This window comes from Cellulomonas phragmiteti (assembly GCF_016862775.1).
Lineage (GTDB): Bacteria > Actinomycetota > Actinomycetes > Actinomycetales > Cellulomonadaceae > Cellulomonas > Cellulomonas phragmiteti.
In genome coordinates this window covers 76,727-102,545 of record NZ_BONP01000012.1, presented here as the reverse complement: position 1 = coordinate 102,545, position 25,819 = coordinate 76,727, and the positions used below count along the sequence as shown (strand labels likewise).

The following is a 25,819-nucleotide window of genomic DNA, read 5'->3' as shown; positions in this document are numbered from 1 at the left end:
GCTCGACCGGCGCACTCCCCCGGCCGCCCCTAGCCTGGAGGCCCGCAGCCGACACGAGAGGTGCCGACGTGCAGACGTTCCTGCTCGCCGCGACCTGCGCCCTCGTGCTCAACATCGTCGTGGCGGGCGTCCGGGCCCTGCGCGGGCCCTCGACGCGCGACCGGATGACCGCGCTGCTCCTGCTGTCGACCACCGGGTCCGCGGCACTGGTGGTCCTCGCGCAGGCCGTCGACGTCCCCGCGCTGCGCACGGCCGCCCTCGTGCTGGTCGCGCTGGCCTCGCTGACGGTCGTCGTCCGCGTCACCGGGGAGCGGGACCGGGCATGATCGCGGACGTCGTGACGGTGGTGCTGGTGACGTCCGGCTGCCTGTTCGTCACCGCGGGCACCGTCGGCCTGCTGCGGTTCGGGGACCTGCGGTCCCGCCTGCACGCCCTGACCAAGGCCGACAACGTGGGGCTCGGGCTGATCGTGCTGGGCCTGCTGCCGCAGGTGCCCCACCCGGCGACCGGCGTCCTGCTGGTGCTGGTCTGGCTGCTGGCGCTGCTGGCCGCGGCCACCAACGGCAGCCTGCTCGCCCGCGACGACACCTCCCCGGCCGACGGCGCGGCGGCCCCTGCGCCGGAGGGTGCGCCGTGACGGCGCTCGACGTGCTGCTCGCCGCGGCGGTGCTCGCGTCCGCGGTCGCGACCCTGGTCGTGCCGCGGCGGGCGGCCGGCGCGACGCTCTTCCTCGTGCTCGGCCTGCTCCTGGTCCTGGTCTGGGGGCGGCTCGGTGCACCGGACGTCGCCCTCGCCGAGGCGACGATCGCCTCGGGGGTCACCGGCGCGCTGCTGGTGCAGGCGCTGACGGCCCGGGCCCCGCGGGGCGACGGCACGCGAGGCGACGGCACGCAGGGCACGGGAGCCGCGGGAGGCACCGGGCGGGTGCGGTCCGCGCGGCGCGCGGGCGCGGCGCTGGGCCTGGCCGTCGCGGCCGTGGTCGGGGTGCTGCTGGGCCGCGTCCTGCTGACGGCCGCGCGCGAGGGCGAGGGCCCCGGCCGGCTGGGTGAGCAGGCTCTGGCCGCCGGGACGGTGGTCCCCCACCCCGTGACCGGCGTGCTGCTGGACCTGCGCGCGCTGGACACCCTGCTCGAGATCGCCGTGCTGGCCGCCGCCGTCCTGGCCGCGCTCGCGCTGCAGCGTGACGGCACGCTCGCCGCCGTGCGGGTGCGCCCCGACACCCGACCGCTCCTGCGCGCGTTCGTCACGCTCGCCGTGCCGCTGGTGCTGCTGCTCGTCGGGTGGCTGCTGGTCGCCGGCTCGACCCGCCCGGGCGGGGCCTTCCAGGCCGGTGCGCTGCTCACGGGCGCCGTGCTGCTGCTCGTCCTGACGGGCCGGGTGCCGCACGACGGGCGCTGGCTGCGCCCGGTCGTCGTCGGCGGGCTCGCCGCGTTCCTCCTGGTGGCCGCGGGCACCCGGCTGGCCGCCGGCGCGTGGCTCGGGTCGTCCCCGCCGTGGGGCGCCGGCCTCGTGCTCGCGCTCGAGGCCGCGCTCGTCCCGGCGATCGGCGTGGGGCTGGCCGTCCTCTTCCTCGCCGCGCGCCGCGACACGTCCGCGCCCCCCACGCCGCCGGCGGGCCACCGATGACCGCGCGCGCCGACCTGTTCCTCGTGCTCGGTGCCGTCGTCACCCTGCTCGGCGCCGTGCGGCTGCTGACGACCGCGGACCTGCTGCGCCGCGTCGTGGCGCTCAACGTCGCCGGGGTCGGCACGCTCCTGGTGCTGGTGGCGCTCGCCGCACGCGGCCCGGGCGACCCCGACCCCGTCCTGCACGCGCTCGCGCTGACGGGCATCGTCATCACGGTCGCGGTCACGGGCCTGGCGCTGGTGCTCGTGCGGCGCGTCGAGGAGGACGACGGTGACTGACGTCCTCGTCCTGCTCGTACTGCTGCCGCTGGCCGGTGCGGTCGTGGCCGCGCTCGTGCCCGCGCGGGCCGTCGTCGGCCTGGTCGTCGCGGTCGCGCAGCTCGCGCTGGGTGTGGTCGCCGCCGCGGCGGTGCTGCGCGACGGGCCGGTCCTGGGCGAGCTGGGCGGGTGGGCGCAGCCCCTCGGCATCGGGCTGCGGCTCGACGGGCCCGGGGCGGCCGTCGGCCTGCTGAGCGGGGTGGTCGTGCTGGCCGTCGCCGCGCACGCCGCCGCCGTGCCCGCCGCGACGGGCGGGCCGGGGTACTGGCCGCTGGTGCTGGTGACCGTCGCGGGGCTGCAGACCGTGCTCGTCGCCGACGACTGGTTCACCACCTACGTCGCGCTCGAGCTGCTCACCGTCGGCGCGGTCGGGCTCGTGGCGCTCGGCGGGCGCCGCGCGTACGAGCCGGCCGTGCGGTACCTGTGCGTCGCGGTGCTCGGGTCGTTCGCCTACCTCGTGGCCGTCGCGCTGGTCTACGCCCGGACCGGCCCGCTCGCCCTGCACGACGGCGCGGCGGCGATGCCGCCGGGTGCGGCCACGGCCACGGTGCTGGGGCTGGTCGTGGTGGGGCTCGGCCTGAAGTCCGCGCTGTTCCCGCTGCACGCCTGGCTGCCGGCCGCGCACGCCGCGGCCCCCGCCGCCGTCAGCCCGCTGCTGTCCGCACTGGTCGTCAAGGGGTCGCTCGTCGTCCTGCTGCGGGTGTGGACGGGGCTGGGCGGCGACGCGCACCTCGGCACGCTCGTCGGGCTGCTCGGCGGCCTGGCCGTCCTCGTCGGCGGGGTCGCGGCCGTGCGGCAGGAGCGCCTCAAGCGGCTCGTCGCGTACTCCACCGTCGCGCAGGTCGGCTACGTCGTGCTGCTCGTGCCGCTGGTGACACCCTCGCTCCTCGACCCCACCGACGCGGCGGCCGCCGACGTCGCCCGCCTGGCCTGGCAGGGCGGGATGCTGATCCTGCTCGCGCACGGGCTGGCCAAGGCGGCCGCGTTCCTTGCGGCGGGCACCCTCGTGCAGGTGGCGGGCGGCGACCGCGTGGCCGACCTGCGCGGCATCGCGGCGCGTGCGCCCGTCGTGGTCATGACGTTCGGCGTCGCGGGGGTCGCCCTGGCCGGGCTGCCGCCGTCGCTCGCGTTCGTCGGCAAGTGGCAGCTCCTGACCGCGGCCGTCGCCGGCGGGGCGTGGTGGGCCGTGCTGGTGCTGCTCGTCGGCGGGCTGCTCACCGCCGCGGCCGTCGCACGCGTCGTCGCGACGGCGCTGCGCCGGCCCGACGACGACGAGGACGACGCCCCTGCGGCAGGCGCGCCCGTCCCGCGCCGCGTCGCGCTCCCCGCGCTCACGCTGGCGGTGCTGGCGATCGGCGCCGGTGTCGGGTCGGCCTGGCTCGCGGACCTCACGCTCGTCGGGACGGGGGTGGGGACGTGATCGGCTCGGGCACCGAGGTGCAGGCCAGCTGGATCCCGCCCGTGATCCTGCTGACGTCGCTGGTCCCCGCGCTCGTCATCTTCCTGCTGCGGGAGGAGCAGCGGCGCGCGCGCACCGTGCTCAACCTCGCCGGGGCGCTCGCCAAGGTCGGGCTCGTCGCCGTGCTCGTGCCGCCCGTGCTGGCCGGTCAGCGCTTCGAGTGGCGCGTGCCCTTCGTCCCCGGGACGGACCTCGTGCTGCGCGTCGAGCCGTTCGCCCTGTACTTCCTCGGCCTGTCGGCGTTCCTGTGGCTGCTCACGACGATCTACGCGATCGGGTACCTGCGCGAGGGCCGGGACCGCTCGCGCTTCTTCGGCTTCTTCTCGCTGTGCGTGGTCGCGACGTCGGGCATCGCGCTCTCGGGCAACCTCGTGACCTTCGTCGTCTTCTACGAGCTGCTCACGCTGGCCACCTACCCGCTGGTCGCGCACGAGCAGACCGCGGCCGCGCTGCGCGGGGCGCGCACGTACCTCGCGTACACGCTGGCCGGGGGCGTGGCGCTGCTGCTCGGCGCCGTGTGGCTGACCGCGCTCGTGGGCCCCGTGGAGTTCGCCGCGTCGGGCAGCGCCGCGGTCGGCGAGCTCGCCGAGCGCGACCCGGCCACCGCGCGCCTGCTGTTCGCCCTGCTGCTCGTCGGCCTCGCGGTCAAGGCCGCGCTCGTCCCCCTGCACGGCTGGCTGCCGCGGGCCATGGTCGCGCCCGCGCCGGTGAGCGCGCTGCTGCACGCCGTCGCCGTCGTCAAGGCCGGGGTGTTCGGGATCGTCCTGCTGGTCGACGACGTCTTCGGTGCGGAGGTCGCCCAGCGCCTGGGCGTCCTGGGCCCGCTGACCGTGCTCGCGTGCGTGACGATCCTGTGGGGCTCGGTGCGTGCCCTGCGCCAGGACGGGCTCAAGGCGCGGCTCGCGTACTCCACGGTCAGCCAGGTCGCCTACGTCACCCTGGGCGTCGCGGTGGCCGGTGCGACCGCCACCACCGGCGGCGTCGTGCACATCGTCCACCAGGGCCTCATGAAGATCACGCTGTTCTTCTGCGCCGGCCTGCTGGCCTCGACGCTCGGTCTGACCCGCGTCAGCGAGCTGTCGGGCGTCGGGCGACGGATGCCGCTGACGTGCGCCGCGTTCACGGTGGGCGCCCTCGGCATGATCGGGGTGCCGCCCGTGGCCGGCTACGTCACCAAGTGGTACCTCGGCCTCGGAGCCCTCGAGGCGGGCGCGGGGTGGGTGCTCGCCGTGCTCGTCGCCTCCAGCCTGCTCAACGCCGCCTACTTCGGTCCCGTCGTCGCCCGGATGTGGTGGGGCACCCCCGCGCCCGAGCAGGACCTGCCGCGGCCGCGACGGGCCGAGGGGCCGTGGGCCATGGTCGGGCCGACGCTCGTGACGGCGGGCGCGTCCGTGGTCGTCGTCCTCGTCGCCGGCCTGCCCTTCTCGCCGCTGGCGATGGCGCGCGCGATCGTCGAGGGAGGGGCGCCATGACGTGGCTGTGGGCGGCAGCCGCCGCGCTGCCCGTCGCCTGGGCCGTGGCCCTGGCGGGCGCCGCCTCGGGCACCGGGGAGCGCCGGCGCACGCTGCGCCGCCGGCTGCTGCGCACGTCGCTGCTGTCGCTGGCACCGGCCCTCGCGCTGGCCGTGCTCGGACCGGCGGCCGGCCCCCTCGACCTGCCCTGGGCCTTCCTCGGTGTCACCGCAGAGCTCGACGACGTCGGACGTCCCCTGCTGCTGGTCGCCGTCGTGCTCTACGGCGCCGCCCTCGCCGCGACCGCCGACTCCCGCACCCACCGCAAGGCCGTCCTGGGTGCGCTGCTGCTCGTGTGCTTCGTCGGCAACGCCACCGTGCTGGTCGCCGCCGACGCGGCGACGTTCTACCTCGGCTACGCCCTCATGAGCATCCCGGCCTACGGGCTCGTCGTGCACGAGCGCACCGACGCCGCACGCCGCGCCGGGCGCGCGTACCTCGTGCTCACGCTCGTCAGCGAGATGGCGGTGCTCGCCGGCGTCCTGCTCGTCGTCCTGGCCGGCGGCATGCGCCTGGCCGACGCGCCCGCGGCCGTCGCCGGGTCCCCGCACCTGGGGGTGACCGTCGGGCTGCTGCTCCTGGGCTTCGGGATCAAGGCCGGCCTGGCGCCGCTGCACGTCTGGCTGCCGGTCGCGCACCCGGCCGCGCCGCCGCCGGCCAGCGCGGTGCTGTCCGGCGCCATGATCAAGGCGGGCCTCGTGGGGTGGCTGCGGTTCCTGCCGCTGGGCGAGGTCGCGCTGCCCGGCTGGGGCACGCTGCTCGTCGTGCTGGCCCTGCTCGGGGCGTTCGGCGTGCTCGTCCCCGGCGTGCTCACGGCCGACCCGAAGGTCGCGCTCGCGTACTCCTCGGTCAGCCAGATGGGGTTCATCGGCGTGCTCGTCGGGGTCGCGCTGCTCGAGCCCACGCTCGCCGAGGCCTGCGTCCTGGCGGCCGTCGTCTACGCGGTGCACCACGGGGCCGCCAAGGGCGGGCTGTTCCTGTCGGTGACCGTGTGGCGGTTCCACGGCCGCGGGCGGCTGCGCGTGCCGCTGCTCGCCGGGATGGCCCTGCTCGCGCTGGCCGTCGCCGGGGCACCGCTGGGCAGCGGGTCGGTGGCCAAGTACGCCGCGAAGCAGGCGCTCGAGCCGAGCACCTTCGACGTCGTGGACCTGGTCGCCACCCTGCCGCTCGTGGGCACCGTGTCCACGCTGCTGCTGGCCCGCGCGGCGGTGCGCCTGCTGCCCAGCACCCCGGCAGACGCGTGGGGGGTCGACGCCTCGGTGCTGACGTGGGCCGTGCTCGTCGTGGGCGGGACCGTCGCCACCTGGGCGCTGGCGGGCCTGTGGGCGCCGGTCGTGGCGACCCCCGGGCTCGACCCGGTGACGACGTGGGACGCGACGTGGCCCGTGCTGCTCGGGCTGGCGCTCACCGCGCTGGCCGTCGCCGCGTCGAGGCGCGACCTGCTCCCGCGCGCGCTCGCCCACCCCGACGGCACGCTCGTGCCCGCCGGTGACGTGCTGGTCCCCGCCGAGCGCGCGGCGGCCGCGGCCCTGCGCGTGGCCGACCGCGCCGCACGCGCGACGGGCCGCACCCGGGACCGGGCCGCCGCCCGCGCCCGCGCGGTCCTCGCGCGGGCACCCGTCGGCCCCGTCGACCGGCTCGAGGACCTGCTGTCCGCGTGGGTGCCCGCCGGTGCCGCCGTGCTCGTCGTCGCCGGCCTCGTCGGGCTCGTCCTGGGAGGTGCGCCGTGAGCGCGCTGCGCGCCGCCCTCGTGCGGGGCCTCGCGCTGGCGGTCGTGTGGTGGGCCGTCACCGAGGGCGACGTCGGGACGTGGGTGTACGGCGTGGTCGTCGTGCCCCTCGTCGCCGCCGCGACGCTCGTCGTGTCGCCCCCGACGGGTCGGCGGCTGCGCCTGGCGCGGCGGGCGGTGCCGGGGGTCCGGCTCGCCGCCTGGTTCGTGCGGCAGTCGCTCCTCGGGGCCGTCGACGTCGGCGTCCGTGCCGTGCAGCGCCCCGTGCGCATCGACCCCGTGACCGTCGAGCACCCGCTGAGCCTGCCTGCCGGTACGGCCCGGGTGCTGTGCGCCCAGCTCTACGCGCTGATGCCGGGCACCCTGACCGTCGACCTGCGCGACGACGTGCTCGTCGCGCACGTGCTCGACCGCTCGACGCCCTGGCGCGAGCACCTCGACGACCTGCAGGCACGCATCGCGGCGGTCCTCGAGGCCTGAGCACCGGCTCAGCCCCGGTGCAGGCTCCCGCGCGGCACCCGGGCCAGGGCCTCGGCGTACTCGTCGGTCGCGCCGTCGGGGCGGACCTGCTGCAGCACGTGGTCGCGCACCCCGAGGTCGGCCAGCGCCGCGGTGAGGCCGGCGACGTCGGCGTCGGTCAGCACCGTGGGGTCGACGGTGGTGCGGACCTGCACGTCGACCCCGCTGTCCAGCACGAGGCGCAACGACGCGAACGCCTTCTCGGCCGTCGTCGTGGCCCCGCCGGCCCGCGTGATCGCGCGGTACAGGTGCGCGGGCGCCTTGATGTCCAGGCCCACCCAGTCGACGTACGGCAGCAGGTCGGGCAGCCGCGCCGGGTACGCGCCCGCGGTGTGCAGACCGACGAGGAACCCGGCCTCCTTCACCTCGCGGGCGGCCGCGACGACCCCGGCCTGCCGCGTGGGCTCGCCGCCGGAGAGCACGAGCCCGTCGAGCAGGCCGCGGCGGCGGCGCAGCAGGTCCGTGACGCGGGACCACGGGACCACGCCCGGCAGCCGCACGTCGAGGATCGCGCTGTTGTGGCAGTACGTGCACCGCCACGGACAGCCCTGCAGGAACGCCGTCGCGACGAGCCGGCCCGGCCAGTCGACGGTGGACAGCGGCGTGAGGCCCGCGATCTGCAGGGACGTCGCGCGCTGCTCCCAGCCGTGCGGGTCGGGCCGCCCCGGCGCGGGGCGGCCCGACGTCGGGTCGTCGGACGTCACGCCGGCGCTCCCGCCGACTCCAGGAAGGGCACGCGCTCGGCGTGCTCGCCCTGCTTGCCGATGTTGAACGAGCTCACGGGCCGGTGGTATCCCATGACGCGGGTCCACACCTCGCACGTCGTGACCACGCCGTCCTCCTCGCACGTCGGGCACACGGGGTGCTCCCCGGACAGGTAGCCGTGCGCCGGGCAGATCGAGAACGTGGGGGTCACCGTCAGGTACGGCAGCCGGAACGTGCTCAGTGCCCGCTTCACCAGCTCGCGGCACGCCTCGGGGGTGGAGATGCGCTCGGACATGTACAGGTGCAGCACGGTGCCGCCGGTGTAGCGGGTCTGCAGCTCGTCCTGCCGCTCGAGCGCCTCGAACGGGTCGTCGGTGAAGCCCACCGGCAGCTGCGAGGAGTTGGTGTAGTACGGGTGCTCGCTGGTCCCGGCCTGCAGGATCGTCGGGAACCGCTTGCGGTCCTCCTTGGCGAACCGGTACGTGGTGCCCTCGGCGGGCGTGGCCTCGAGGTTGTAGAGGTTGCCCGTGGCCTCCTGGAACTCGACCATGCGGGCCCGCACGTGGTCCAGGACGCGCAGCGCCATCGCGTGCCCGCGCTCGTCGGTGAGGTCGTACAGGTCCCCGGTGAAGTTGCGGACCATCTCGTTGAGGCCGTTGACGCCGATCGTCGAGAAGTGGCTGTCCAGCGAGCCGAGGTAGCGGCGCGAGTACGGGAACAGCCCCTCGTCCATCAGTCGCTGGATCGTCGTGCGCTTGAGCTCCAGGGACGTGCGGGCCAGGTCGAGCAGCCGGTCGAGCTCGGTGAGCAGCGTCGCCTCGTCACCGGGGTGGCGGAACCCGAGGCGCGCGCAGTTGATCGTCACCACGCCGATCGAGCCGGTCTGCTCGCCGGAGCCGAACAGCCCGTTGCCGCGCTTGAGCAGCTCGCGCAGGTCCAGCTGCAGGCGGCAGCACATCGAGCGGACGTCACCGGGCTCCATGTCGGAGTTGATGAAGTTCTGGAAGTACGGCAGGCCGTACTTGGACGTCATGGCCCACAGCCGCTGCGCGTTCTCGGACTCCCACGGGAAGTCCTTGGTGATGTTGTACGTGGGGATCGGGAACGTGAAGACGCGGCCCGAGGCGTCTCCCTCGGTCATGACCTCCATGTACGCGCGGTTGATCATGTCCATCTCGACCTGCAGGTCGCCGTAGGTGAAGTCGCACGGCTCGTCGGCGACGAACGGCGTCTGGTCGGCCAGGTCCGCGGGGCACGTCCAGTCGAACGTGAGGTTGGTGAACGGCGTCTGCGTGCCCCACCGGGACGGCACGTTGAGGTTGTAGATCAGCTCCTGGATGCCCTGCCGGACCTCGCGGTAGCTCAGGGCGTCGAGCCGCACGTACGGCGCCATGAACGTGTCGAAGCTGCTGAAGGCCTGCGCACCGGCCCACTCGTTCTGCATCGTCCCGAGGAAGTTGACGATCTGGCCGATCGCGGCGCTGAAGTGCTTCGGCGGGCGGGCCTCGACCTTGCCGGGGACGCCGTTGAGCCCCTCCTGCAGCAGGGTCCGCAGGGACCAGCCGGCGCAGTAGCCGGACAGCATGTCGAGGTCGTGGATGTGCATCGAGCCGTCCCGGTGCGCCTCGCCCACGTCGGCGGGGTAGACCTCGCTCAGCCAGTAGTTGGCGATGACCTTGCCCGCCGTGTTGAGGATCAGCCCGCCCAGGGAGTAGCCCTGGTTGGCGTTCGCGTTCACCCGCCAGTCGCTGCGGTCGAGGTACTCGTCGATCGACGAGACCACGTCGACCATCGGTCGGTGCGGGGCGGCGGGCTGGGACATCCGGGTTTCTCCTCACGACGTTCTGCCAGGACGAGCAGAGCACCCAGTCGACCGCACCACCACTAGATGTTGTGCCACGACACGCGTGCCGCACCACATGTTCCGTACCGCTCGTCGGCGCGTCGCGTCGTCGACGGGACCTACGTCCCGTCGGGAGGGTGATTCGCGCCGCCGTCCGGCGGCGGCGTGAGGCGCACGCGGTCCCCCGGGCGCAGCTGGGCGGCGCGGGCCACCCCCGCGGGCGTCAGCACCGCGACGACCGGGTAGCCGCCCGTCACGGGGTGGTCGGGGCCGAACAGCACGGGTCGGCCGTCGTGCGGGAGCTGCACGGCCCCCAGGACCATGCCCTCCGACGCGAGCTCACCGCCTCCCGATCGGGTCAGCGGGCGACCGTCGAGGCGCACCGCCACCCGGTTGCTGTCGGCGGTGACGTCCCACTCCTGCCGCCACAGCCGGTCGCGGCCGTCGTCGTCGAGGTGGTCCAGGCGCGGTCCCGGCAACGCGGGCAGCTCGACGACGTCCGTGCCCGGTGGGCTCGGCGTCGCGGCGCCGGACGGGACGCCGGGCGCCGCGCCCGGCGGGGTACCCGCCGCGTCCGGCAGCCCGTCGAGCTCCGCGCCCCAGGCCAGCACGTCCCCCGCCCGCAGCGGTGGCGGGCCGAGACCGGACAGCACGTCGCGCGACCGGGACCCCAGGACGCGCGGCACGTCCACGCCGCCGCGGACCGCGAGCCACGTCCGCAGCCCGTGGCCCGGCACCCCGAGCGTCAGCGTCGCGCCCGCGGGCACCCGCACCGGCCGACCGACGGGGACCGGGACCCCGTCGAGGTCCGCGCCGGGGTCCGCGCCGACCAGGGCGACGGCGGTCGTCGCGTGGAAGGTCAGGACGAGGCCGCCCAGCAGCACCTCGAGCCCGGCGGCGCCCCGCGCGTTGCCCACGAGCCGGTTGGCCCGGTCGAGCGCCACCGGGTCCGCCGCGCCCGAGCGCGGCACGCCCACCGCCGCCAGGCCCGCCCGGCCGCGGTCCTCGACGAGCGTCAGCAGGCCCGGGTCGACGACCGTGAACGCGAGCGTGGGGGTGGTGGAGGACGGAGCGGTGCCGGCGGGGTCGACCCGGGCGCGGGGGGGCGACGGGGCGGGTTCGGCCGGCGTTCCCGGCGGGGACGTGGGCGCGGGCGCCGGCGCGGAGCCCCGCACGGGAGCGGGTGCGGCCCGCACGAAGCGCACGACGTCGCCGGGCGCGAGCAGCGCCGCCCCCTGCGCCCCGCGGGCGACGTCGAACATCGACAGGTCCGTGCGCCCCAGCAGCCGCCAGCCACCGGGCGTGGCGGCGGGGTACACGGCGGTGAACTCCCCCGCGACGGCGACCGCCCCGGCCGGCACGCGCGTGCGCGGGCTGTCCAGCCGGGGCACCTGCAGCCGCGGGTCCAGTCCCACGACGTACGCGAACCCGGGCATGAAGCCGCCGAACGCGACCCGGTAGCCGTCCTGCCCCCCGGCCAGGTGACGGGCGACGACCTCGGCCACGCTGGCCCCCGTCAGCCGGGCGACCTCCGCGAGGTCCGCACCGTCGTACACGACCGGCACCTCGACGGTGCGTGACGGACCGGCGGGCGGGTCGTCGGTGGTCACGGTGCGCGCCGCGTCGGCGACCGCACGCCCCCACGCGTGCCGCGCGCGGGGCTCACCGCGCACGAGCACGGTGCGGGCGGCGGGCACGACGTCGACGACGCCGGGGATCCCGGCGCGTCGCAGGCGCTCGTCGAGCACCCGCACGGTCGCCAGGTCCGGCAGCTCGACCAGGACCCCGTCGACGCCGAACGGGGACACGCGGCGCCCCCGGGGGTCGTCGCGGGGCGGCGGCGTCGTCACGGCTCGTCCGGGAGGCGTCCGGCGAACGGCCGGACGTCGACGCCCGCCTGGCGGAGCCCGTGCCGGACCGCGGCGGCCAGCGCCACGGCGCCGCGGGTGTCGGAGTGCACGCACAGGGAGTCGGGGCGCAGGTGCACCGGCGTCCCGTCGACGGCGACGACGACCCCGTCGACGGCGAGCCGCACCGCACGCTCGGCGGCGACCACGGGGTCGGTCACGAGCGCGCCGGGCTCGGTCCGCGGCACGAGGGTGCCGTCGGCGCGGTACCCCCGGTCGACGAACGCCTCCACGACGGTGCGCAGCCCGGCGGCGGCCGCGTGCGCGAGGACGCGCGAGCCCGGCAGCCCGAGCACGGCGAGCCGCGGGTCGACGGCCAGCACCCCCTCGACGACGGCACGCGCCTGCTCGTCGTCGTGGACGACCGCGTTGTACAGCGCCCCGTGCGGCTTGACGTGCGTCACCTGCGCACCCACCGACGACGCCACGGCCACGAGCGCCCCCACCTGGTACGCGACCTGGGCGCGCAGCACGTCGGGGGGCACGGCGAGGGGTCGTCGACCGAATCCCTCGCGGTCGTCGTACGAGGGGTGCGCACCGACGGCCACCCCGCGGGTGAGCGCGGCCGCGCACGTCGCCGACATGATCGAGGCGTCCCCGCCGTGGAACCCGGCAGCCACGTTGGCGCTGGTCACGAGGTCGAGGAGCGCGTCGTCGGCGGGCGGCTCGACGCGCCACGGTCCGTCACCCTCGCCGAGGTCCGCGTTGAGGTCGATCACGCCCACCCCCTGATCCTCCCCCACGGGGTCCACGACAGGGGGATCCGGCGCTCCGGTCAGCGCCGAGTCGGACCGCCGCCGGCCCGTCGGGCGGCCGGGCGGTGGTGGGAGGATCGGGGGGTGGGTCCCGGCGAGCTGCTCGACGTGCTGCTCGCCGGCGGCCGGCGAGCCGACCGGGCGACCCACGTCCGCGAGCTGCCGGCCCGCGACGGCGTGCGCGCGGACTGGCCGGCATGGGCCGACGCCGACCTGGTGCGCGGCTACCGCACCCTCGGGGTCGAACGGCCGTGGGCCCACCAGCTGGAGGCGGCCGACGCGGCCTGGGCGGGCCGGCACACCGTGCTGGCGACGTCGACGGGGTCCGGCAAGTCGCTGGCGTTCTGGCTGCCCGCGCTGTCCGCGGTCCGCCGCGGCGCCGCCGGTGCGCTGCTGGACCCGGGCCGTATCGAGTCCGCACGGCGCCGCCCGACGGTCCTGTACCTCAGCCCCACCAAGGCGCTCGCGGCCGACCAGCTCGCGGGCCTCGAGCGGCTGCTCGTCGCGGCCGGGACCCGGGACGTGCGGGTCGCGACGTGCGACGGGGACACGTCGCGCGACGAGCGCCGCTGGGTGCGGGAGCACGCCGACGTGGTGCTGACGAACCCCGACTTCCTGCACTACGCCCTGCTGCCCGCGCACGCGAGCTGGTCCCGGCTGCTGTCGTCCCTCGCGTACGTGGTCGTGGACGAGTGCCACGCGTTCCGCGGGGTCTTCGGTGCGCACGTCGCGCTGGTGCTGCGGCGTCTGCTGCGGCTCGCGGCGGCCTGCGGGGCCTCGCCGGTGGTGGTCCTCGCCTCGGCGACCACGTCGGACCCCTCGACGAGCGCCGCCCGCCTGCTGGGGGTCGCTCCTGAGGACGTCCACGCCGTCACGGCGGACACGTCCCCGGCCGGGCGCAAGACGGTCGTGCTGTGGCAGCCGCCCGAGCTGCCCGGCGGGGACGGACCGTGGGCCGCGCTGCTGCCGGCGGAGGACCCGTGGTCGACGGTCATCACCGTGCCGCCGGGCGACGCCGGTGCGCGCGACCCCGAGGGGCCCGACCGCGGACCCGCGGCGGCCACGGATGACGGCGGAGCCTCCCCGGAACGCCCGGGGGACGCCCGCACGCCCGCACCCGAGGGCTCCGGCCCGGTGGGGACCGGTGAGCGGCTGGTCGCCCTGCCCCGGGACCGCCCGCGACGGACCGCCACGGCGGAGGTCGCCGACCTGCTGGCCGACCTGGTCGCGGCCGGTGCCCGGGTGCTGGCGTTCACCCGCTCGCGCCGCGGTGCCGAGTCCGTGGCAGCGGCGACGCGCGCCCACCTCGCCGAGGTCGACCCGACGCTGCCGTCGCTCGTGTCGTCGTACCGCGGGGGCTACCTGCCCGAGGAGCGTCGCGCCCTCGAGCGCGCGATCCGCCAGGGACACCTGCGGGCGCTGGCGACGACGAACGCGCTCGAGCTGGGCGTCGACATCTCGGGCCTCGACGCCGTGCTCATCGCCGGCTGGCCGGGGACGCGCGTGTCGCTGTGGCAGCAGGCGGGCCGGGCCGGGCGCGCCGGCGCCGACGGGCTCGTCGTCCTCGTCGCGCGCGAGGACCCCCTGGACACCTACCTCGTGCACCATCCCGCGGCGGCGCTCGACGCTCCCGTGGAGGCGACCGTCTTCGACCCGGGCAACCCGTACGTCCTGGCGCCGCACCTGTGCGCCGCGGCCGCCGAGCGACCGCTGCGGTCCGACGAGCTCGGGCCGTTCGGTCCGCGGGCCGAGGAGCTGCTCGCCGAGCTCACCGAGCGCGGCATCCTGCGGCGACGGACCTCCGGCTGGTACTGGACGCACGCCGAGTCGGCGAGCCGCATGACGGACCTGCGCGGCGCCGGCGGCGACCCCGTCCGGGTGGTCGAGACCGCGACGGGCCGGCTGCTGGGCACGGTCGACGCCGCGTCCGCCGACGCGACGGTGCACCCCGGCGCCGTGTACGTGCACCTCGGGGTGACGTACGTGGTGGACGAGCTGCACCTCGAGGACGGCGCCGCGCTGGCGACGCGACGCGACGTCGACCACGGGACGTGGGCGCGCTGGGTCACCTCGACGACGATCGTGGACGTCGAGAAGGAGGTCACCTGGGGCCCGCTGACCTGGGCCTACGGCCAGGTCGACGTGACGACGCAGGTGGTGGGCTACCAGCGGCGACGCATCCCCGACCTGCAGGTGCTGTCGACGCACGAGCTGGACCTGCCCGCTCGGACGCTGCGCACGACCGCCGTCTGGTGGACCGCCCCGCCCGAGGTGCTCGCCGCCGCCGGCGTCACGCTCGAGGTCGCCCCGGGCGCGCTGCACGCGGCCGAGCACGCGTCGATCGGGCTGCTGCCGCTGCTGGCGACCTGCGACCGGTGGGACCTGGGCGGGTTGTCGACGCTGGTGCACCCGGACTCGGGCCACGCCACGGTCTTCGTGCACGACGGTCACCCCGGTGGCGCCGGGTTCGCCGAGCGCGGGTACGAGCTGGGCCCGGTGTGGCTGACCGCGACGCGCGACGCGATCGCGGCGTGCCCGTGCGCGACGGGCTGCCCTGCGTGCGTGCAGTCGCCCAAGTGCGGCAACGCCAACGACCCCCTGGACAAGGCGGGCGCGGTGCGGCTGCTCACGACCGTGCTCGACCACGCCCCGGCCTGACCCGGGCCGGCGGCGGCCCGGCCCGGGAGGGCGTGCGCGACGGGACCGCCGGCCGCTCCGGGAGGCGGGCTGCCGCGGACCCGCGCGGGCCACGTCGTGCGCGTCGCCGACCACCGAGGCGACCCGCACCCGCACCGTGACGTCACCTCCCGGTCCCGGCGTGCACGCCGTGACGGCCGCACCGTTGCGGCGCGCGGCCGCCGACGCCTGCCCGCACGGGTCGGCGCCGCCGTCCGCGGTGTGCTGGGCCCCGGCGAGCGCCGCGAGGTCCGCGGCGGCGGCGGCCTGTGCGGCCGCCGCGCGCGCGGACCCGACGAGGCCGGCGGCGAGCACCAGGCTGAGCGCGACGGCGACGACCGCGAGCACGAGCACCGCGCCGGACCCGGTGTCCGACGTCCTCACGGCTCGGCCCAGCCCGTCGCCGCCGCCCGCGCCCGCACGCCCCCGGCACCGGGCCACGCGGTGAACGGTGCGCTCACCGTGACGGTCACCCAGCCGTCGTCACGCGTCACCCGGACGTCCCCACCACGCGCGCCGAGGACGTGCCGCGCAGCGGCGACCACCTCGCCGTCGGTCTCCCCGAGCGCCGCCACGCGAGCACCCGTGCGCGCCGCGTCGAGGCACGTCAGGCGCGTGAGCGTGGCCGCCCCGGTCGCGAGGACCGCGACGAGCACCGCCGCCACGGCCACCATCCCGACCGCGAGCTCGGCGGTGACGGCGCCACGGTCGACCTCGACCTCCCGGCCGACGGGAGCCGCCGGGCCGAGGTCGTCCGAGCGGCCGCGGCGCCGTCCCCTCATCCGCCGAGCGCCTGCCGCACGATCCCGGTGAGCAGGCCCTTCACCTCGTTCCCCTTGAGCACCACGACCAGCACCCCCGCGAACCCGACCGCGGCCAGGGTCGCGACGGCGTACTCGGCGGTGGCCATCCCCGCGTCGCCGGCGCCCTGCCGTGCGGCACGCACCCGCTGCGCCACGACGCGCCGAACCTCGTGCCACGGCGCCCCGCCGGCACGGCTCCTCGTCCCGTTCCTCATGCTGTTCCTCCTGCTCCGACCTGGTCCGCCGAGGGCGGGCCGGCACCCTCGCGGTGCCCGTGACGAGCCTCGGGCGGCGGCACACGGCCGCAGCGCGCGGCCGACGGATCCGTGGATCGACCGCCCACCGGCGGTGGCTGTGGGCGGCTCGTGGTCTCCCAGGGCGCAGGTGGACGGCGGCGACGGGGTCACGGCAGCACGCCCCGCAGGTCACCCGCGAGCCCGAGCACCACCGGGACGAGCCCGAGCAGCACGAACGCAGGGAGGAAGCACACGCCGAGCGGCAGCGTCAGCCGCACCCCCAGTGCGCCGGCGGCGGTGCGCACGCGCGCCCGCCGCTCCCGGCGCAGCCCGGCCGCCGCGGCGCGCAGCGCCACCGCCGGCGACGAGCCGGAGTCCCACCCGGTGCGCAGCGCTCGGGCGAGCGTCGCGACGGACGGCGGCGACCCCGCCCAGGCGACGTCCCAGGGCGCGCCGAGCGCGAGCGCCGTGCCGGCACGCACGAGCGCGTCGCCCTCGTCCCGACCGAGGTGCCGACCGGTCACGACGAGCGCCACGGGCACGGGTGCCCCGCCCCGCACGGCCGCTGCGCACAGGTCGAGGACGAAGGCCGGGTCGAGCACGTCGCTCGTGGCGTGCGGACGCCGGAGCGCGCGGGCGACACCGACCGGACGGCCCCGGGCCACACCGTCGCGCCGCGGACCCGCCGGACCGCGCAGCCGGTGCGGCACGGCCCACGGGAGCGCCGCGACCAGGGCCGCCGCGGCCACCAGCACCCCCGCCACGCCCGCGGTCACGGTGCGCCCGCCCGCCGCAGCAGCGCGCGGACCCACACGTGCCCCGCGACGACGGCGACCACCCCGGCGGCACCGAGCGCTGTGCCCGGGCCCCCGTCGGCCAGGACGTGCCAGGGCCGCGCACCCATCGCGCTGCCGACCAGCAGGCCGAGAGCCGGCAGCAGCACGAGGACGCGCGCCGTCGCGCGCGGACCGGCCAGCGCCGCGGCCAGCTCGGCGGCCTGCTCCTCGTCCGCGGCGACGGCGTCCGCCAGCTGCTCGAGCACGTCCGCGAGCGGCGCACCCGTCTCCGCGGCGACGTGCGCGCCCGCGACGACGGCACGGATCCGCGCCCGCTGGGCGGCGCCCGCCCCGACGGCCGTCTCCACGACCTCGGCGTCGGGGACCTGGCCGTCGACGGGCCGCCCGAGGACCGCGCCCCACGCCGTGCCCGGTGGCGCGCCGGCACGCACCTGCGCGGCCACGGCGTGCAGCACGCCGGCGAGGTCCACCCGCTCACCGGGGCCACCGGCGGACGTCCCGCGCCCCGGCCGCAGGCGCCGGCGGGACCGGGGCACGGGCACGGGTCCGGCACGCCGCGCCGGTCGTCCGTCCGTCCCCGTTCCGCCACCGCATCGACCCGCCCACCCCGCTGCGCGTCGCGGTGCGGGGCCCGCAGCCGCGAGCACGCCCAGGGCCACGAGGACTCCCACGACGACGCCCACGGTCACGCGTCGACGGCGGCGCGGGCCGCCAGGCGGCGCCACGCCGGGCCCGAGCGCACCCGGCCGTCGTCGCCGACGTCGACCGCCGTCGTCACGCGCAACCCGCCGTCGTCGCCGCGCTCGACGACCCCGATCTCCGCGAGGTAGCGGCGTCCCGCCTCGGGCCCGCGCCGCACCCGGCGCACGTGCAGCACCGCGTCGACGGCGCTCGCCGCCTGGGCGGCGACGGCGGCACGGTCGAGGCCGGCGAGCGCCGCGAGCGCCTCGAGCCGCGCGGGCACGTCGGCGGCGGTGTTGGCGTGCAGGGTCGCGCAGCCGCCCTCGTGACCGGTGTTGAGCGCGGCCAGCACGTCGCGCACCTCGGCGCCGCGGCACTCCCCCAGCACGATCCGGTCGGGTCGCATCCGCAGCGCCTGCCGCACGAGGTCGGCGAGGTCGACACCGCCGGCGCCGTCGACGTTGGGCGGTCGGCTCGTCAGCCGGACGACGTGCGGGTGGTCCGCGACGAGCTCGCCCGCCTCCTCGACCAGGACGACCCGCTCGCCGTGCGGGACGAGTGACAGCAGCGCCGCGAGCAGGGTGGTCTTGCCGGCGCCGGTCGCACCGGAGACCAGCACGTTGGCCCGGGACGCGACCAGTCCGCGCACCAGCGGGACGAGCGCCGGCGCGACGGCACCGGCGGCGACGAGCTCGGCGAGCGTGAAGGCACGCGGCCGCACGACCCGCAGGCTCATGATCGTGCACGTCTCGGCGAGCGGTGGCAGCACCGCGTGCAGCCGGGTCCCGTCCGGGAGTCGCGCGTCGACCGTGGGTGCGGCGTCGTCGAGGCGGCGCCCTGCCGCGGCGGCCAGCCGGGCGGCGAGCGCCCGCACGTCGGCAGGGGTGCCCAGGTCGACGTCGACGCGCAGCAGCGCACCGGCCCGCTCGACCCACACGTCCCGCGGTCCGTTGACCAGGACGTCCGTGACCGCCGGGTCGTCGAGCCAGGGCTGCAGGGCACCTGCCCCGAGGAGCTCGTCGGTGACGGAGCGCACGGTCTCGGCCAGGGGGACCGGGCCCAGGAGCGTGCCGTGGGCGCGCAGCGCGGCGTCGACGAGCGTCGTCAGCCCGGAGGCGCTCGCGGGGGCCGCGCGCCACGCGTCCCTGACGTGGGCGACCACGGCCGCAGGGGCGGGCCGGCGGGCGGGGGCGGCGCTGCGCACCTCGACGGGCCGGGTCACGCGCCGATCCCCAGCCGGCGCACGACGGCGTCCGCGGCCCGGGTGGCGGGCCCGCGACCGGCGGGCCCCGCACGTTCGGCGCGGGCCGCGAGCGCGCGGTCGCGGCCCGCCACGTGCCAGACGTCCAGACCGCTGGCGGCCGCCACGTCGGCGGCCGACAGCGCGGCGCGCGGCCCTCCGAGGACCACGAGCCCGCGTCGGCTGGCGGCCTCGTCGAGACGCGGCCGCAGCGCGAGCGCCCCCGCGACGCTGCGCAGGTCGGGGTGGGCGACGACGACGACCGCGTCGCACGCCGCGAGCGGGGCGTCGCCGTCGACGACGGTCCCGCGGTCGAGGTCGAGGACGAGGGCGCCGACCTCGCACGCCAGGGCGTGCAGCACGTCGAGGCGCACGCCGGGGTCCACGGCGGCCGGGCGGGTCCGGTCCGCCGAGAGCACGGCGCAGGCGCCCCACCGCGGCAGCAGGGCGACCACGTCGGCACCACGGATGTCGCCGCCGGCGCCCCGCAGGTCGGGCCACCGCGCACCGTCGACCTCCTCGACACCCACGACGACGTCCAGGCCGGCCGCACCGCGGTCGAGGTCGACGAGTGCGGTCGACGTGGTCCGCGACACCCGCCGTGCGACCAGCGCGGCCAGCGTGGAGGCGCCCACGCCGCCGGCTGCGCCGACGACCCCGACCACGACCGCCCTGCGTCCGCGTTCCACGCGTGCCTCCGCCCGTCGTCCGTGCACGGGGGTCCCCGCGTCGCCGACTCTCGCCCGCCGGAGGCCGCCCGCGGGGGCCGACGGGCGCGCGCTGTGGACGAGGGCGCCGACGGCGGGGGCTGGGGGCGGCTCGACTCGGGACGTCACCGCACCCCACGTCCCGCAACACGCCTGTCACCCGCGACCCCTACAGTCCGGCACATGCTGCTCGACCCCGGCACCGGCCCCGTCCGCGCGGCCACCTACCTGCCCGCGACGCCGGGCAACGTCCTGTGGGGTCGGCTGCCCTGCGCGGCCGACGCCCCCGTGCTCACCGTCGACCCGGGCACCGAGGTCACGGTCGACACCCTGAGCCACGAGGGGCTGCTGGAGGACCAGGGGCGGGACCCGCGGGCGTTCTTCGCCGCGCACGGCCTGGTCGACGTGCTCGCCGACGCGGTCGCGCTCGCCGCGTCGGACCACCCGCGCGATCCCGGCGCCGACGGGCCCCACGTCGTCACCGGGCCGATCGCCGTGCGCGGCGCCCGCCCCGGGGACGTGCTGGCCATCACGGTCGTCGAGGCCCTGCCGCGCGTGCCGTACGGCGTCATCTCGAACCGCCACGGGCGCGGTGCGCTGCCCGGCGAGATGCCCGAGGGCGGCGTCGACGTCGTCAGTGTCGTCGCCCGGCTCGACGCGAGCGGCGCCCGGGCCGTCATGCCGCGCGCGGCCGGCAGCGAGCGGACGGTCTCGTTCCCGCTGGCACCGTTCCCCGGGATCCTGGGCGTCGCGGTCGCCGGCGACGAGCGCCCGCACTCGGTGCCACCGGGCGCCCACGGCGGCAACCTCGACATCAACCTGCTGCAGGCCGGCGCGACGCTGTACCTGCCGGTCCAGGTGGACGGGGCCCTGGCGTACGTGGGCGACCCGCACTTCGCGCAGGGCGACGGCGAGGTCGCGCTCACCGCCCTCGAGGCGTCCCTGCGCGTCACGCTGCGCCTCGACCTGCTCCCCCGTGCCGACGCGGTCGCCGCGCTCGGGGACCTCTCCGGGCCCCTGGTCCGCACGGCCGAGCACCTCGTCCCGACGGGCCTGGACGTCGACCTCGACGAGGCGCTGCGCCGCTGCGTGCGCGCCGCCCTCGACCTGCTCGGGGCGCGGTTCGGCATGGACCGGGCGCACGCGCTCGCGTACCTGTCCGCGGCGACCGACTTCGACGTGTCGCAGGTGGTCGACCGGGTCACCGGGGTGCACGCACGCATCCGGCTGGCGGACTTCGACGAGCCCTCCGACGACGGTGCGCGCCCATGAGGACCGACCCGCCGCCCGGTCTGCTCGACGCGTTCCGCGCGTACGAGCAGGCGCTGGGGACCGACGACCTCGACGCGCTCGACCGCCTCTTCGCTCCCGGCCCGGCGACCCTGCGCGGCGACGCGACGGGCCTGCTCGTCGGGCACGACGAGATCGCGGCGTTCCGGGGCGCGCGCGGGGGCGCACCGGCGCGCCGGCTCGTCGAGGTGCACGTGCGCACGGTCGACGACGACCACGCGCTGGTCGTCGCCGTGACCGAGCCGCGCGGCGGCGGGCGTGGCCAGCAGACGCAGCTGTGGGAGCGCGGGGACGCGGGCTGGGTGGTCGTCGCCGCGCACGTCCACGCGCCGGCGCCCGCGTTCGACGCGCGCGTGTGGCGCGTGCTGGGCGACCCGCTCGTCGCCGGGGCGACGGACGGTCCGCTGACGGGCCGCACGGTCGCGGTCAAGGACCTGTACGCGGTCGCCGGGCAGCGCGTCGGCGCCGGCAACCCGACGTGGCTCGCGGGCGCCGGGGTCGAACGTGCCCACTCCGCCGCCGTCGACCGCCTGCTCGCCGCGGGTGCCGACGTCCGCGGCGTCGCGCGGACCGACGAGCTCGCGTACTCCCTCGCGGGGACGAACGCGCACACCGGCACACCCCCGAACCCGCGGGCGCCCGGCCGGGTGCCCGGCGGCTCGTCGTCCGGCTCGGCAGCGGCCGTCGCGCTGGGGCAGGCGGACGTCGGGCTGGGCACCGACACCGGGGGGTCGATCCGTGTGCCGGCCTCCTACCAGGGGTTGTACGGGCTGCGGACGACGCACGGTGCCGTCGCGACGACGGGCCTGGTCCCCCTTGCGCCGTCGTTCGACACCGTCGGGTGGCTGACGCGCGACGCCGACCTGCTCGCGGCCGTCGGCGACGTGCTGCTGCTGGGCGGCGACGACGGACGGTGGTCGCCCCGCCTCGTCGTGAGCCCGGCGCTGCTCGCCCACGCGCAGGACGAGGTGGCGTCCCGGGTCGGCGCGTTCGCGGCCGACGCCGGCGCGGCGACGACGACCGCGTGGGACGACGTCGACCTCGCGGCGTGGGCCGAGGTCTTCCGGGTGCGCCAGGCGTGGGAGGCGTGGCGCGCGCACGGCGGGTGGGTGCGCGCGCACCCCGGTGCGCTGGGCCCGGACGTCGCCACCCGGTTCTCGACGGCGTCCCAGGTCGACGACGGGGCCGGCGCCGCCGCGGCGGTGCGACGCGAGGCGGTGCGGGCACAGATCCTCGACCTCGTCGGCGACGACGTGCTCGTGCTCCCCGCCGCGTCGTCCGTCGCCCCGCGCCCGGACCCGGCCGACCTCGACGCCGTGCGCACGGCCACCCTGCGCCTGACCTGCGTCGCCGGCCTCGGCGGGCTGCCGGCGGTCGTCCTGCCCACCCGCCCCGCGGCCGGGCACGACGGGGCCGGATCGACCTCTCACGCCCCAGGGGGTGCCGGCCCGGACCGGCCGGCTCCCGGGCGACGCGCTGACCTGCCGGTCGGCGTGTGCCTGGTCGCCGCCCCGGGCCGCGACCGCGGTCTGCTCGCCCTGGCCCGCACCCTCGCCGCCACATGACCCCGCCACCACCTGACCCCGCCACCCCCTCCCGCCGAGAAGTCGATCCAGCCCCGCCTCCCGGGGCCTGATCTCCTCCCGCCACCCCGAGTGGGCGGGTGCGGGCCTGTTCACGCCGCTGAAACGGGCGTTTCCCTCGGTGACACATCGCGCGCCTACGGTCGGCCCGGGTGAGAGGACGGGCCGATGCAGCTGGAGGACTTCCACGCGCTGGGCGAGGCGGACGCGCAGGCGCTCGTGCGCAGGTGCGCCGACGTGCCGTCGTGGGCCGCGGCCGTCGTCGCCGCCCGGCCGTACCCCTCGGTCGCCGCGCTGCGTGCCCACGCGGACGACGCGGCCCGGCGGTGGACCGCCTCCGACGTCGAGCAGGCCCTGGCCGACCACCCCCGCATCGGCGAGCGGCACCGCACACCCGGGGCGACGGCGGCCCTGTCGGCACGCGAGCAGGCGGGGGTCGACCCGGCGGACGCACGGGTCGCGGCGCGCCTCGCCGACGGCAACGCGCGCTACGAGCAGCGGTTCGGCCGCGTGTTCCTCGTGCGGGCGGCCGGGCGCAGCAGCGCCGAGATCCTCGCCCTGCTGGAGCGGCGCCTGACCCACGACGACGCGACCGAGGCCGCGGTCACCGCGCAGCAGCTGCGCGAGATCGCGGCGCTGCGCCTGGCGGACCTCGTCGACGACCCCGTCGAGGCACCTGCCCCGCGGCCCGCCCCGGAGCCGGTCGCATGACCACCTGCTCGACGCACGTGCTCGACGCGGCCGCGGGCCGGCCCGCCGTCGGGATCGACGTCACGCTGCTCGACGCCGACGGGACGGTCCTGGAGACGGGCCGCACCGACGACGACGGCCGGCTGCGCTGGGCCACGACCCTGCGCACCGGGACGTACGCCCTGCGGTACGCGACGGGTGCGTGGTTCGCCGCGGCGGGCGTCGCGACGATCCACGCGGCCGTCCACCTCGAGGTCCTCGTGGACGGCACCGAGCCCCACTACCACCTGGCCCTGCTGCTGAGCCCGTTCGCCTGCACCACGTACCGAGGGAGCTGACGCATGGCCGTCGGAGACGTCGTCCTGGGAGCCAACCAGTACGGGAAGGCCGAGGTGCGCCTGGTCCGGGTCACGCGCGACACCCCGGTGCACGAGATCGCGGACCTCACGGTGACCACGCAGCTGCGCGGCGACTTCGAGGCGTGCCACACGACGGGCGACAACGCGCACGTCGTCGCGACGGACACGCAGAAGAACACCGTGTACGCGTTCGCGAAGCAGCACGGCGTCGGGTCGCCCGAGCAGTTCCTGCTGCGGCTGGCGCGGCACTTCGTCGACGGGTTCGCGCAGGTCACGGGCGGTCGGTTCGCGGCCGACGTGCACGCGTGGGACCGCATCGCAGTCGACGGCGAGCCGCACGACCACGCGTTCGTCCGCGCGGGGCGCGAGACGCGTCGCGCCGTCGTGCTCGTCGACGGCGACGACGTGCAGGTCGTCTCGGGGTTCACCGGCGCGACGGTGCTGAAGTCGACGGGCTCGGAGTTCACGGGGTTCCCGCGCGACGCGTACACGACGCTCGCGGAGACCACCGACCGGGTGCTGGCGACCTCGGTCACGGCCTGGTGGCGGTGGCAGGACCCGGACGTCGACGTCGAGGCGCGCTACCCGGTCGTGCGGGACCTGCTGCTGACGACGTTCGCGCAGGTGCACTCCCTGGCGCTGCAGCACACGATCTTCGAGATGGGCCGCGCGGTGCTGGAGGCGTGCGACGACGTGGCCGAGGTGCGGCTGTCCTGCCCCAACAAGCACCACCTGCTGGTCGACCTCGCGCCCTTCGGCCTGGACAACCCGAACGAGGTCTTCCACGCCGCCGACCGCCCGTACGGCCTCATCGAGGCGGAGGTCCGACGCGAGGGCGACCCGCCGGTGCCCCACGTGTGGGCGGCCGTCCCCGGGTTCGTCTGAGGGGGCGGCGATGACGACGGCGGCAGCCCCGGCGGACGTGCCCGCAGCGCGCCCGCAGCACGACCCACCCCGCGGCGCACCGGCCGGCCGGCCGGGCAGCCCGGGCAGCCCGGCACCCGGTGACCTCGTCGCGGCCGTCCGGGGGCGGCAGGTCCTCGTCGACGGGACGCTGCGCGCGGCCACCGTGCACGTCGCCGACGGGCGCGTCAGCGCCGTCTCCCCGTACGACACGCCCGTGGACGGCCCGGTCCTCGAGGCCCCCGACCACGCGCACGTGCTCCCGGGCGTCGTGGACACCCACGTGCACGTCAACGAGCCCGGCCGCACGGCGTGGGAGGGCTTCGCGTCGGCGACGCGCGCCGCCGCGCTCGGCGGGGTGACGACGTTCGTCGACATGCCGCTCAACTCGGTCCCGCCGACGACGACGCCGCACGGCCTGGCAGCGAAGCGTCGCGCGACGACCGGCCAGCTCACCGTCGACGTCGGTCTGTGGGGCGGCGCCGTGCCGGGCAACCTCGACGACCTGCGGCCGCTGTGGGACGCCGGGGTCCTGGGGTTCAAGTGCTTCCTGTCGCCGTCGGGCGTCGAGGAGTTCCCGCCGCTGGGGCCCGTGGGGTTCGAGGCGGCGCTGCGGGCCGTCGCCGCGTTCGACGGTCTGGTGATCGTGCACGCGGAGGACCCGGCGGTGCTCGCGGACGCGCCCGTGCGCCCGGGCGGGGCGTACCGGGACTTCGTGGCGTCGCGCCCGCACGAGGCCGAGACGGCGGCGATCGCGCGCGTCGTGGCCGGCGCGCGGGCCACGGGCTGCCGCGTCCACGTCCTGCACCTGTCGAGCGCCCGCGCGCTGGACCTGCTGGCCGACGCCCGCGCCGAGGGGCTGCCGGTCACGGTCGAGACGTGCCCGCACTACCTGACGTTCGACGCCGAGGCGATCCCCGACGCGTCGCCGGCGTACAAGTGCTGCCCGCCGATCCGCGACGTCGGCAACCGCGAGGCGCTGTGGGACGGCCTGCGCGCCGGCGTGATCGACGTCGTCGTCACCGACCACTCCCCGGCCACCCCGGAGGAGAAGCTGCGCGGCGGCGGCGACCTGCAGCAGGCCTGGGGCGGGATCTCCGGCCTGCAGGTCGGGTTCCAGGCGGTCGTGCACGGGGCCGTTGCCCGCGGGATCGACGTCGCGCAGGTCAGCCGCTGGATGTCGACGTCCACGGCGGACCTCGTCGGGCTGGGGCACAAGGGCCGGCTCGCGGTCGGCGCCGACGCGGACGTGCTGGTGCTCGACCCGCGCCGGCCCCTGCACGTCGACGTCCGGACCCTCGCGCACCGCCACCCGCTCAGCGCGTACGACGGCCTCGAGCTGTCGGCGTCCGTCACGGCGACCGTGCTGCGCGGGCGCGTGGTGACGCGCGACGGCGCGGTGACCGCCGGCACCGGTCGCCTCCTGTCCCGGCCGTGACCCGCCGCGCACGTCGGCGAAACCTCGGTGAAACGGCCGTTTCGT

24 protein-coding genes and 2 pseudogenes are annotated in these 25,819 nt (G+C 77.4%); 15 read left to right on the top strand and 11 right to left on the bottom strand.

The genetic code is table 11. The features are described 5' to 3' along the window. The first annotated feature begins 68 nt into the window (after window positions 1-68). The 8 genes from Cph01nite_RS11580 to Cph01nite_RS11545 are packed head-to-tail and all read left to right on the top strand — an operon-like array spanning window position 69 to window position 7,122. Window positions 69-326, top strand: a complete 258-nt coding sequence (locus Cph01nite_RS11580; RefSeq protein WP_203674291.1) for an MrpF/PhaF family protein — start codon at window positions 69-71, stop codon at window positions 324-326. Next, complete coding sequence (locus Cph01nite_RS11575) at window positions 323-637, top strand: cation:proton antiporter (RefSeq protein WP_203674289.1); 315 nt, start codon at window positions 323-325, stop codon at window positions 635-637. Before Cph01nite_RS11580 ends, Cph01nite_RS11575 begins: the two co-directional genes overlap by 4 nt. Further along, the gene (locus tag Cph01nite_RS11570; RefSeq protein WP_203674287.1) at window positions 634-1,626 is read left to right on the top strand and encodes an MnhB domain-containing protein; all 993 of its coding nucleotides are present in this window, start codon (window positions 634-636) and stop codon (window positions 1,624-1,626) included. The genes Cph01nite_RS11575 and Cph01nite_RS11570 overlap by 4 nt, the downstream gene beginning before the upstream one ends. Continuing rightward, complete coding sequence (locus Cph01nite_RS11565) at window positions 1,623-1,904, top strand: NADH-quinone oxidoreductase subunit K (protein WP_203674285.1); 282 nt, start codon at window positions 1,623-1,625, stop codon at window positions 1,902-1,904. Before Cph01nite_RS11570 ends, Cph01nite_RS11565 begins: the two co-directional genes overlap by 4 nt. Then, window positions 1,897-3,363: a proton-conducting transporter transmembrane domain-containing protein gene (locus Cph01nite_RS11560; RefSeq protein WP_203674283.1), complete on the top strand. Its 1,467-nt coding sequence runs from the start codon at window positions 1,897-1,899 to the stop codon at window positions 3,361-3,363. The genes Cph01nite_RS11565 and Cph01nite_RS11560 overlap by 8 nt, the downstream gene beginning before the upstream one ends. After that, on the top strand, window positions 3,360-4,874 hold the full coding sequence (locus Cph01nite_RS11555) for a complex I subunit 5 family protein (protein ID WP_239069212.1): 1,515 nt from the start codon (window positions 3,360-3,362) through the stop codon (window positions 4,872-4,874). The genes Cph01nite_RS11560 and Cph01nite_RS11555 overlap by 4 nt, the downstream gene beginning before the upstream one ends. Next, window positions 4,871-6,643 (top strand): proton-conducting transporter transmembrane domain-containing protein, encoded by a 1,773-nt coding sequence (locus Cph01nite_RS11550; protein ID WP_203674281.1) that lies wholly within the window; start codon window positions 4,871-4,873, stop codon window positions 6,641-6,643. Before Cph01nite_RS11555 ends, Cph01nite_RS11550 begins: the two co-directional genes overlap by 4 nt. Continuing rightward, window positions 6,640-7,122, top strand: coding sequence for a Na+/H+ antiporter subunit E (locus tag Cph01nite_RS11545; RefSeq protein WP_203674279.1), 483 nt, complete (start codon window positions 6,640-6,642; stop codon window positions 7,120-7,122). Before Cph01nite_RS11550 ends, Cph01nite_RS11545 begins: the two co-directional genes overlap by 4 nt. Before the next feature lie 8 nt (window positions 7,123-7,130). On the opposite strand, the gene Cph01nite_RS11540 is transcribed toward Cph01nite_RS11545, so the two are convergent. The 4 genes and pseudogenes from Cph01nite_RS11540 to Cph01nite_RS11525 form a co-directional block, all read right to left on the bottom strand. Continuing rightward, entirely contained in the window at window positions 7,131-7,865 is a 735-nt protein-coding gene (locus tag Cph01nite_RS11540; protein ID WP_203674277.1) for an anaerobic ribonucleoside-triphosphate reductase activating protein, read from the bottom strand. After that, window positions 7,862-9,688, bottom strand: a complete 1,827-nt coding sequence (locus tag Cph01nite_RS11535; protein ID WP_203674275.1) for a ribonucleoside triphosphate reductase — start codon at window positions 9,686-9,688, stop codon at window positions 7,862-7,864. Before Cph01nite_RS11535 ends, Cph01nite_RS11540 begins: the two co-directional genes overlap by 4 nt. A 140-nt stretch (window positions 9,689-9,828) precedes the next feature. After that, entirely contained in the window at window positions 9,829-11,559 is a 1,731-nt protein-coding gene (locus tag Cph01nite_RS11530; protein ID WP_203674273.1) for a 5-oxoprolinase subunit B/C family protein, read from the bottom strand. Next, window positions 11,556-12,272 (bottom strand): annotated as a pseudogene (locus tag Cph01nite_RS11525) (LamB/YcsF family protein); the annotation flags it as partial. The pseudogene Cph01nite_RS11525 and the gene Cph01nite_RS11530, both read right to left, overlap by 4 nt. Window positions 12,273-12,455: 183 nt before the next feature. Between Cph01nite_RS11525 and sftH the strand changes: the two are divergent. Next, window positions 12,456-15,029 (top strand): DEAD/DEAH box helicase, encoded by a 2,574-nt coding sequence (sftH, locus tag Cph01nite_RS11520; protein ID WP_203674271.1) that lies wholly within the window; start codon window positions 12,456-12,458, stop codon window positions 15,027-15,029. Window positions 15,030-15,116: 87 nt separating this feature from the next. Here sftH and Cph01nite_RS19370 read toward each other — a convergent pair. The 7 genes and pseudogenes from Cph01nite_RS19370 to Cph01nite_RS11485 all read right to left on the bottom strand — a co-directional run. Next, window positions 15,117-15,431, bottom strand: a pseudogene (locus tag Cph01nite_RS19370) (Rv3654c family TadE-like protein); the annotation flags it as partial. Beyond that, entirely contained in the window at window positions 15,428-15,829 is a 402-nt protein-coding gene (locus Cph01nite_RS11510) for a TadE family type IV pilus minor pilin (protein WP_239069211.1), read from the bottom strand. The pseudogene Cph01nite_RS19370 and the gene Cph01nite_RS11510, both read right to left, overlap by 4 nt. After that, on the bottom strand, window positions 15,826-16,065 hold the full coding sequence (locus Cph01nite_RS11505; RefSeq protein WP_203674269.1) for a DUF4244 domain-containing protein: 240 nt from the start codon (window positions 16,063-16,065) through the stop codon (window positions 15,826-15,828). Before Cph01nite_RS11505 ends, Cph01nite_RS11510 begins: the two co-directional genes overlap by 4 nt. A 188-nt stretch (window positions 16,066-16,253) precedes the next feature. Next, on the bottom strand, window positions 16,254-16,862 hold the full coding sequence (locus Cph01nite_RS19235) for a type II secretion system F family protein (protein WP_275407398.1): 609 nt from the start codon (window positions 16,860-16,862) through the stop codon (window positions 16,254-16,256). Further along, window positions 16,859-17,353 carry a type II secretion system F family protein gene (locus Cph01nite_RS11495; protein ID WP_203674267.1) on the bottom strand — a complete coding sequence of 165 codons (495 nt, stop codon included), beginning with the start codon at window positions 17,351-17,353 and terminating at the stop codon, window positions 16,859-16,861. The genes Cph01nite_RS19235 and Cph01nite_RS11495 overlap by 4 nt, the downstream gene beginning before the upstream one ends. A 215-nt stretch (window positions 17,354-17,568) precedes the next feature. Beyond that, window positions 17,569-18,786 carry a TadA family conjugal transfer-associated ATPase gene (locus tag Cph01nite_RS11490; protein WP_239069210.1) on the bottom strand — a complete coding sequence of 406 codons (1,218 nt, stop codon included), beginning with the start codon at window positions 18,784-18,786 and terminating at the stop codon, window positions 17,569-17,571. Beyond that, a complete protein-coding gene (locus Cph01nite_RS11485; protein WP_203674265.1) occupies window positions 18,783-19,493 on the bottom strand; it encodes a CpaE-like family protein in 711 nt (236 codons plus the stop codon). The genes Cph01nite_RS11490 and Cph01nite_RS11485 overlap by 4 nt, the downstream gene beginning before the upstream one ends. A gap of 201 nt (window positions 19,494-19,694) precedes the next feature. On the opposite strand from Cph01nite_RS11485, the gene Cph01nite_RS11480 reads away from it, so the two are divergent. The 6 genes from Cph01nite_RS11480 to allB all read left to right on the top strand — a co-directional run bounded on the left by Cph01nite_RS11480 (window position 19,695) and on the right by allB (window position 25,774). Continuing rightward, the gene (locus Cph01nite_RS11480; RefSeq protein WP_203674264.1) at window positions 19,695-20,783 is read left to right on the top strand and encodes an acetamidase/formamidase family protein; all 1,089 of its coding nucleotides are present in this window, start codon (window positions 19,695-19,697) and stop codon (window positions 20,781-20,783) included. Beyond that, window positions 20,780-22,366, top strand: coding sequence for an AtzH-like domain-containing protein (locus Cph01nite_RS11475; protein WP_203674262.1), 1,587 nt, complete (start codon window positions 20,780-20,782; stop codon window positions 22,364-22,366). Before Cph01nite_RS11480 ends, Cph01nite_RS11475 begins: the two co-directional genes overlap by 4 nt. A 186-nt stretch (window positions 22,367-22,552) precedes the next feature. Then, on the top strand, window positions 22,553-23,095 hold the full coding sequence (gene uraD, locus Cph01nite_RS11470) for a 2-oxo-4-hydroxy-4-carboxy-5-ureidoimidazoline decarboxylase (RefSeq protein ID WP_203674260.1): 543 nt from the start codon (window positions 22,553-22,555) through the stop codon (window positions 23,093-23,095). Further along, window positions 23,092-23,412, top strand: a complete 321-nt coding sequence (gene uraH, locus Cph01nite_RS11465) for a hydroxyisourate hydrolase (RefSeq protein WP_203674258.1) — start codon at window positions 23,092-23,094, stop codon at window positions 23,410-23,412. The genes uraD and uraH overlap by 4 nt, the downstream gene beginning before the upstream one ends. A 3-nt stretch (window positions 23,413-23,415) precedes the next feature. Next, window positions 23,416-24,318, top strand: a complete 903-nt coding sequence (gene pucL / locus Cph01nite_RS11460) for a factor-independent urate hydroxylase (RefSeq protein WP_203674256.1) — start codon at window positions 23,416-23,418, stop codon at window positions 24,316-24,318. Window positions 24,319-24,328: 10 nt separating this feature from the next. Further along, entirely contained in the window at window positions 24,329-25,774 is a 1,446-nt protein-coding gene (gene allB / locus Cph01nite_RS11455) for an allantoinase AllB (protein WP_203674254.1), read from the top strand. Window positions 25,775-25,819: the final 45 nt, after the last annotated feature.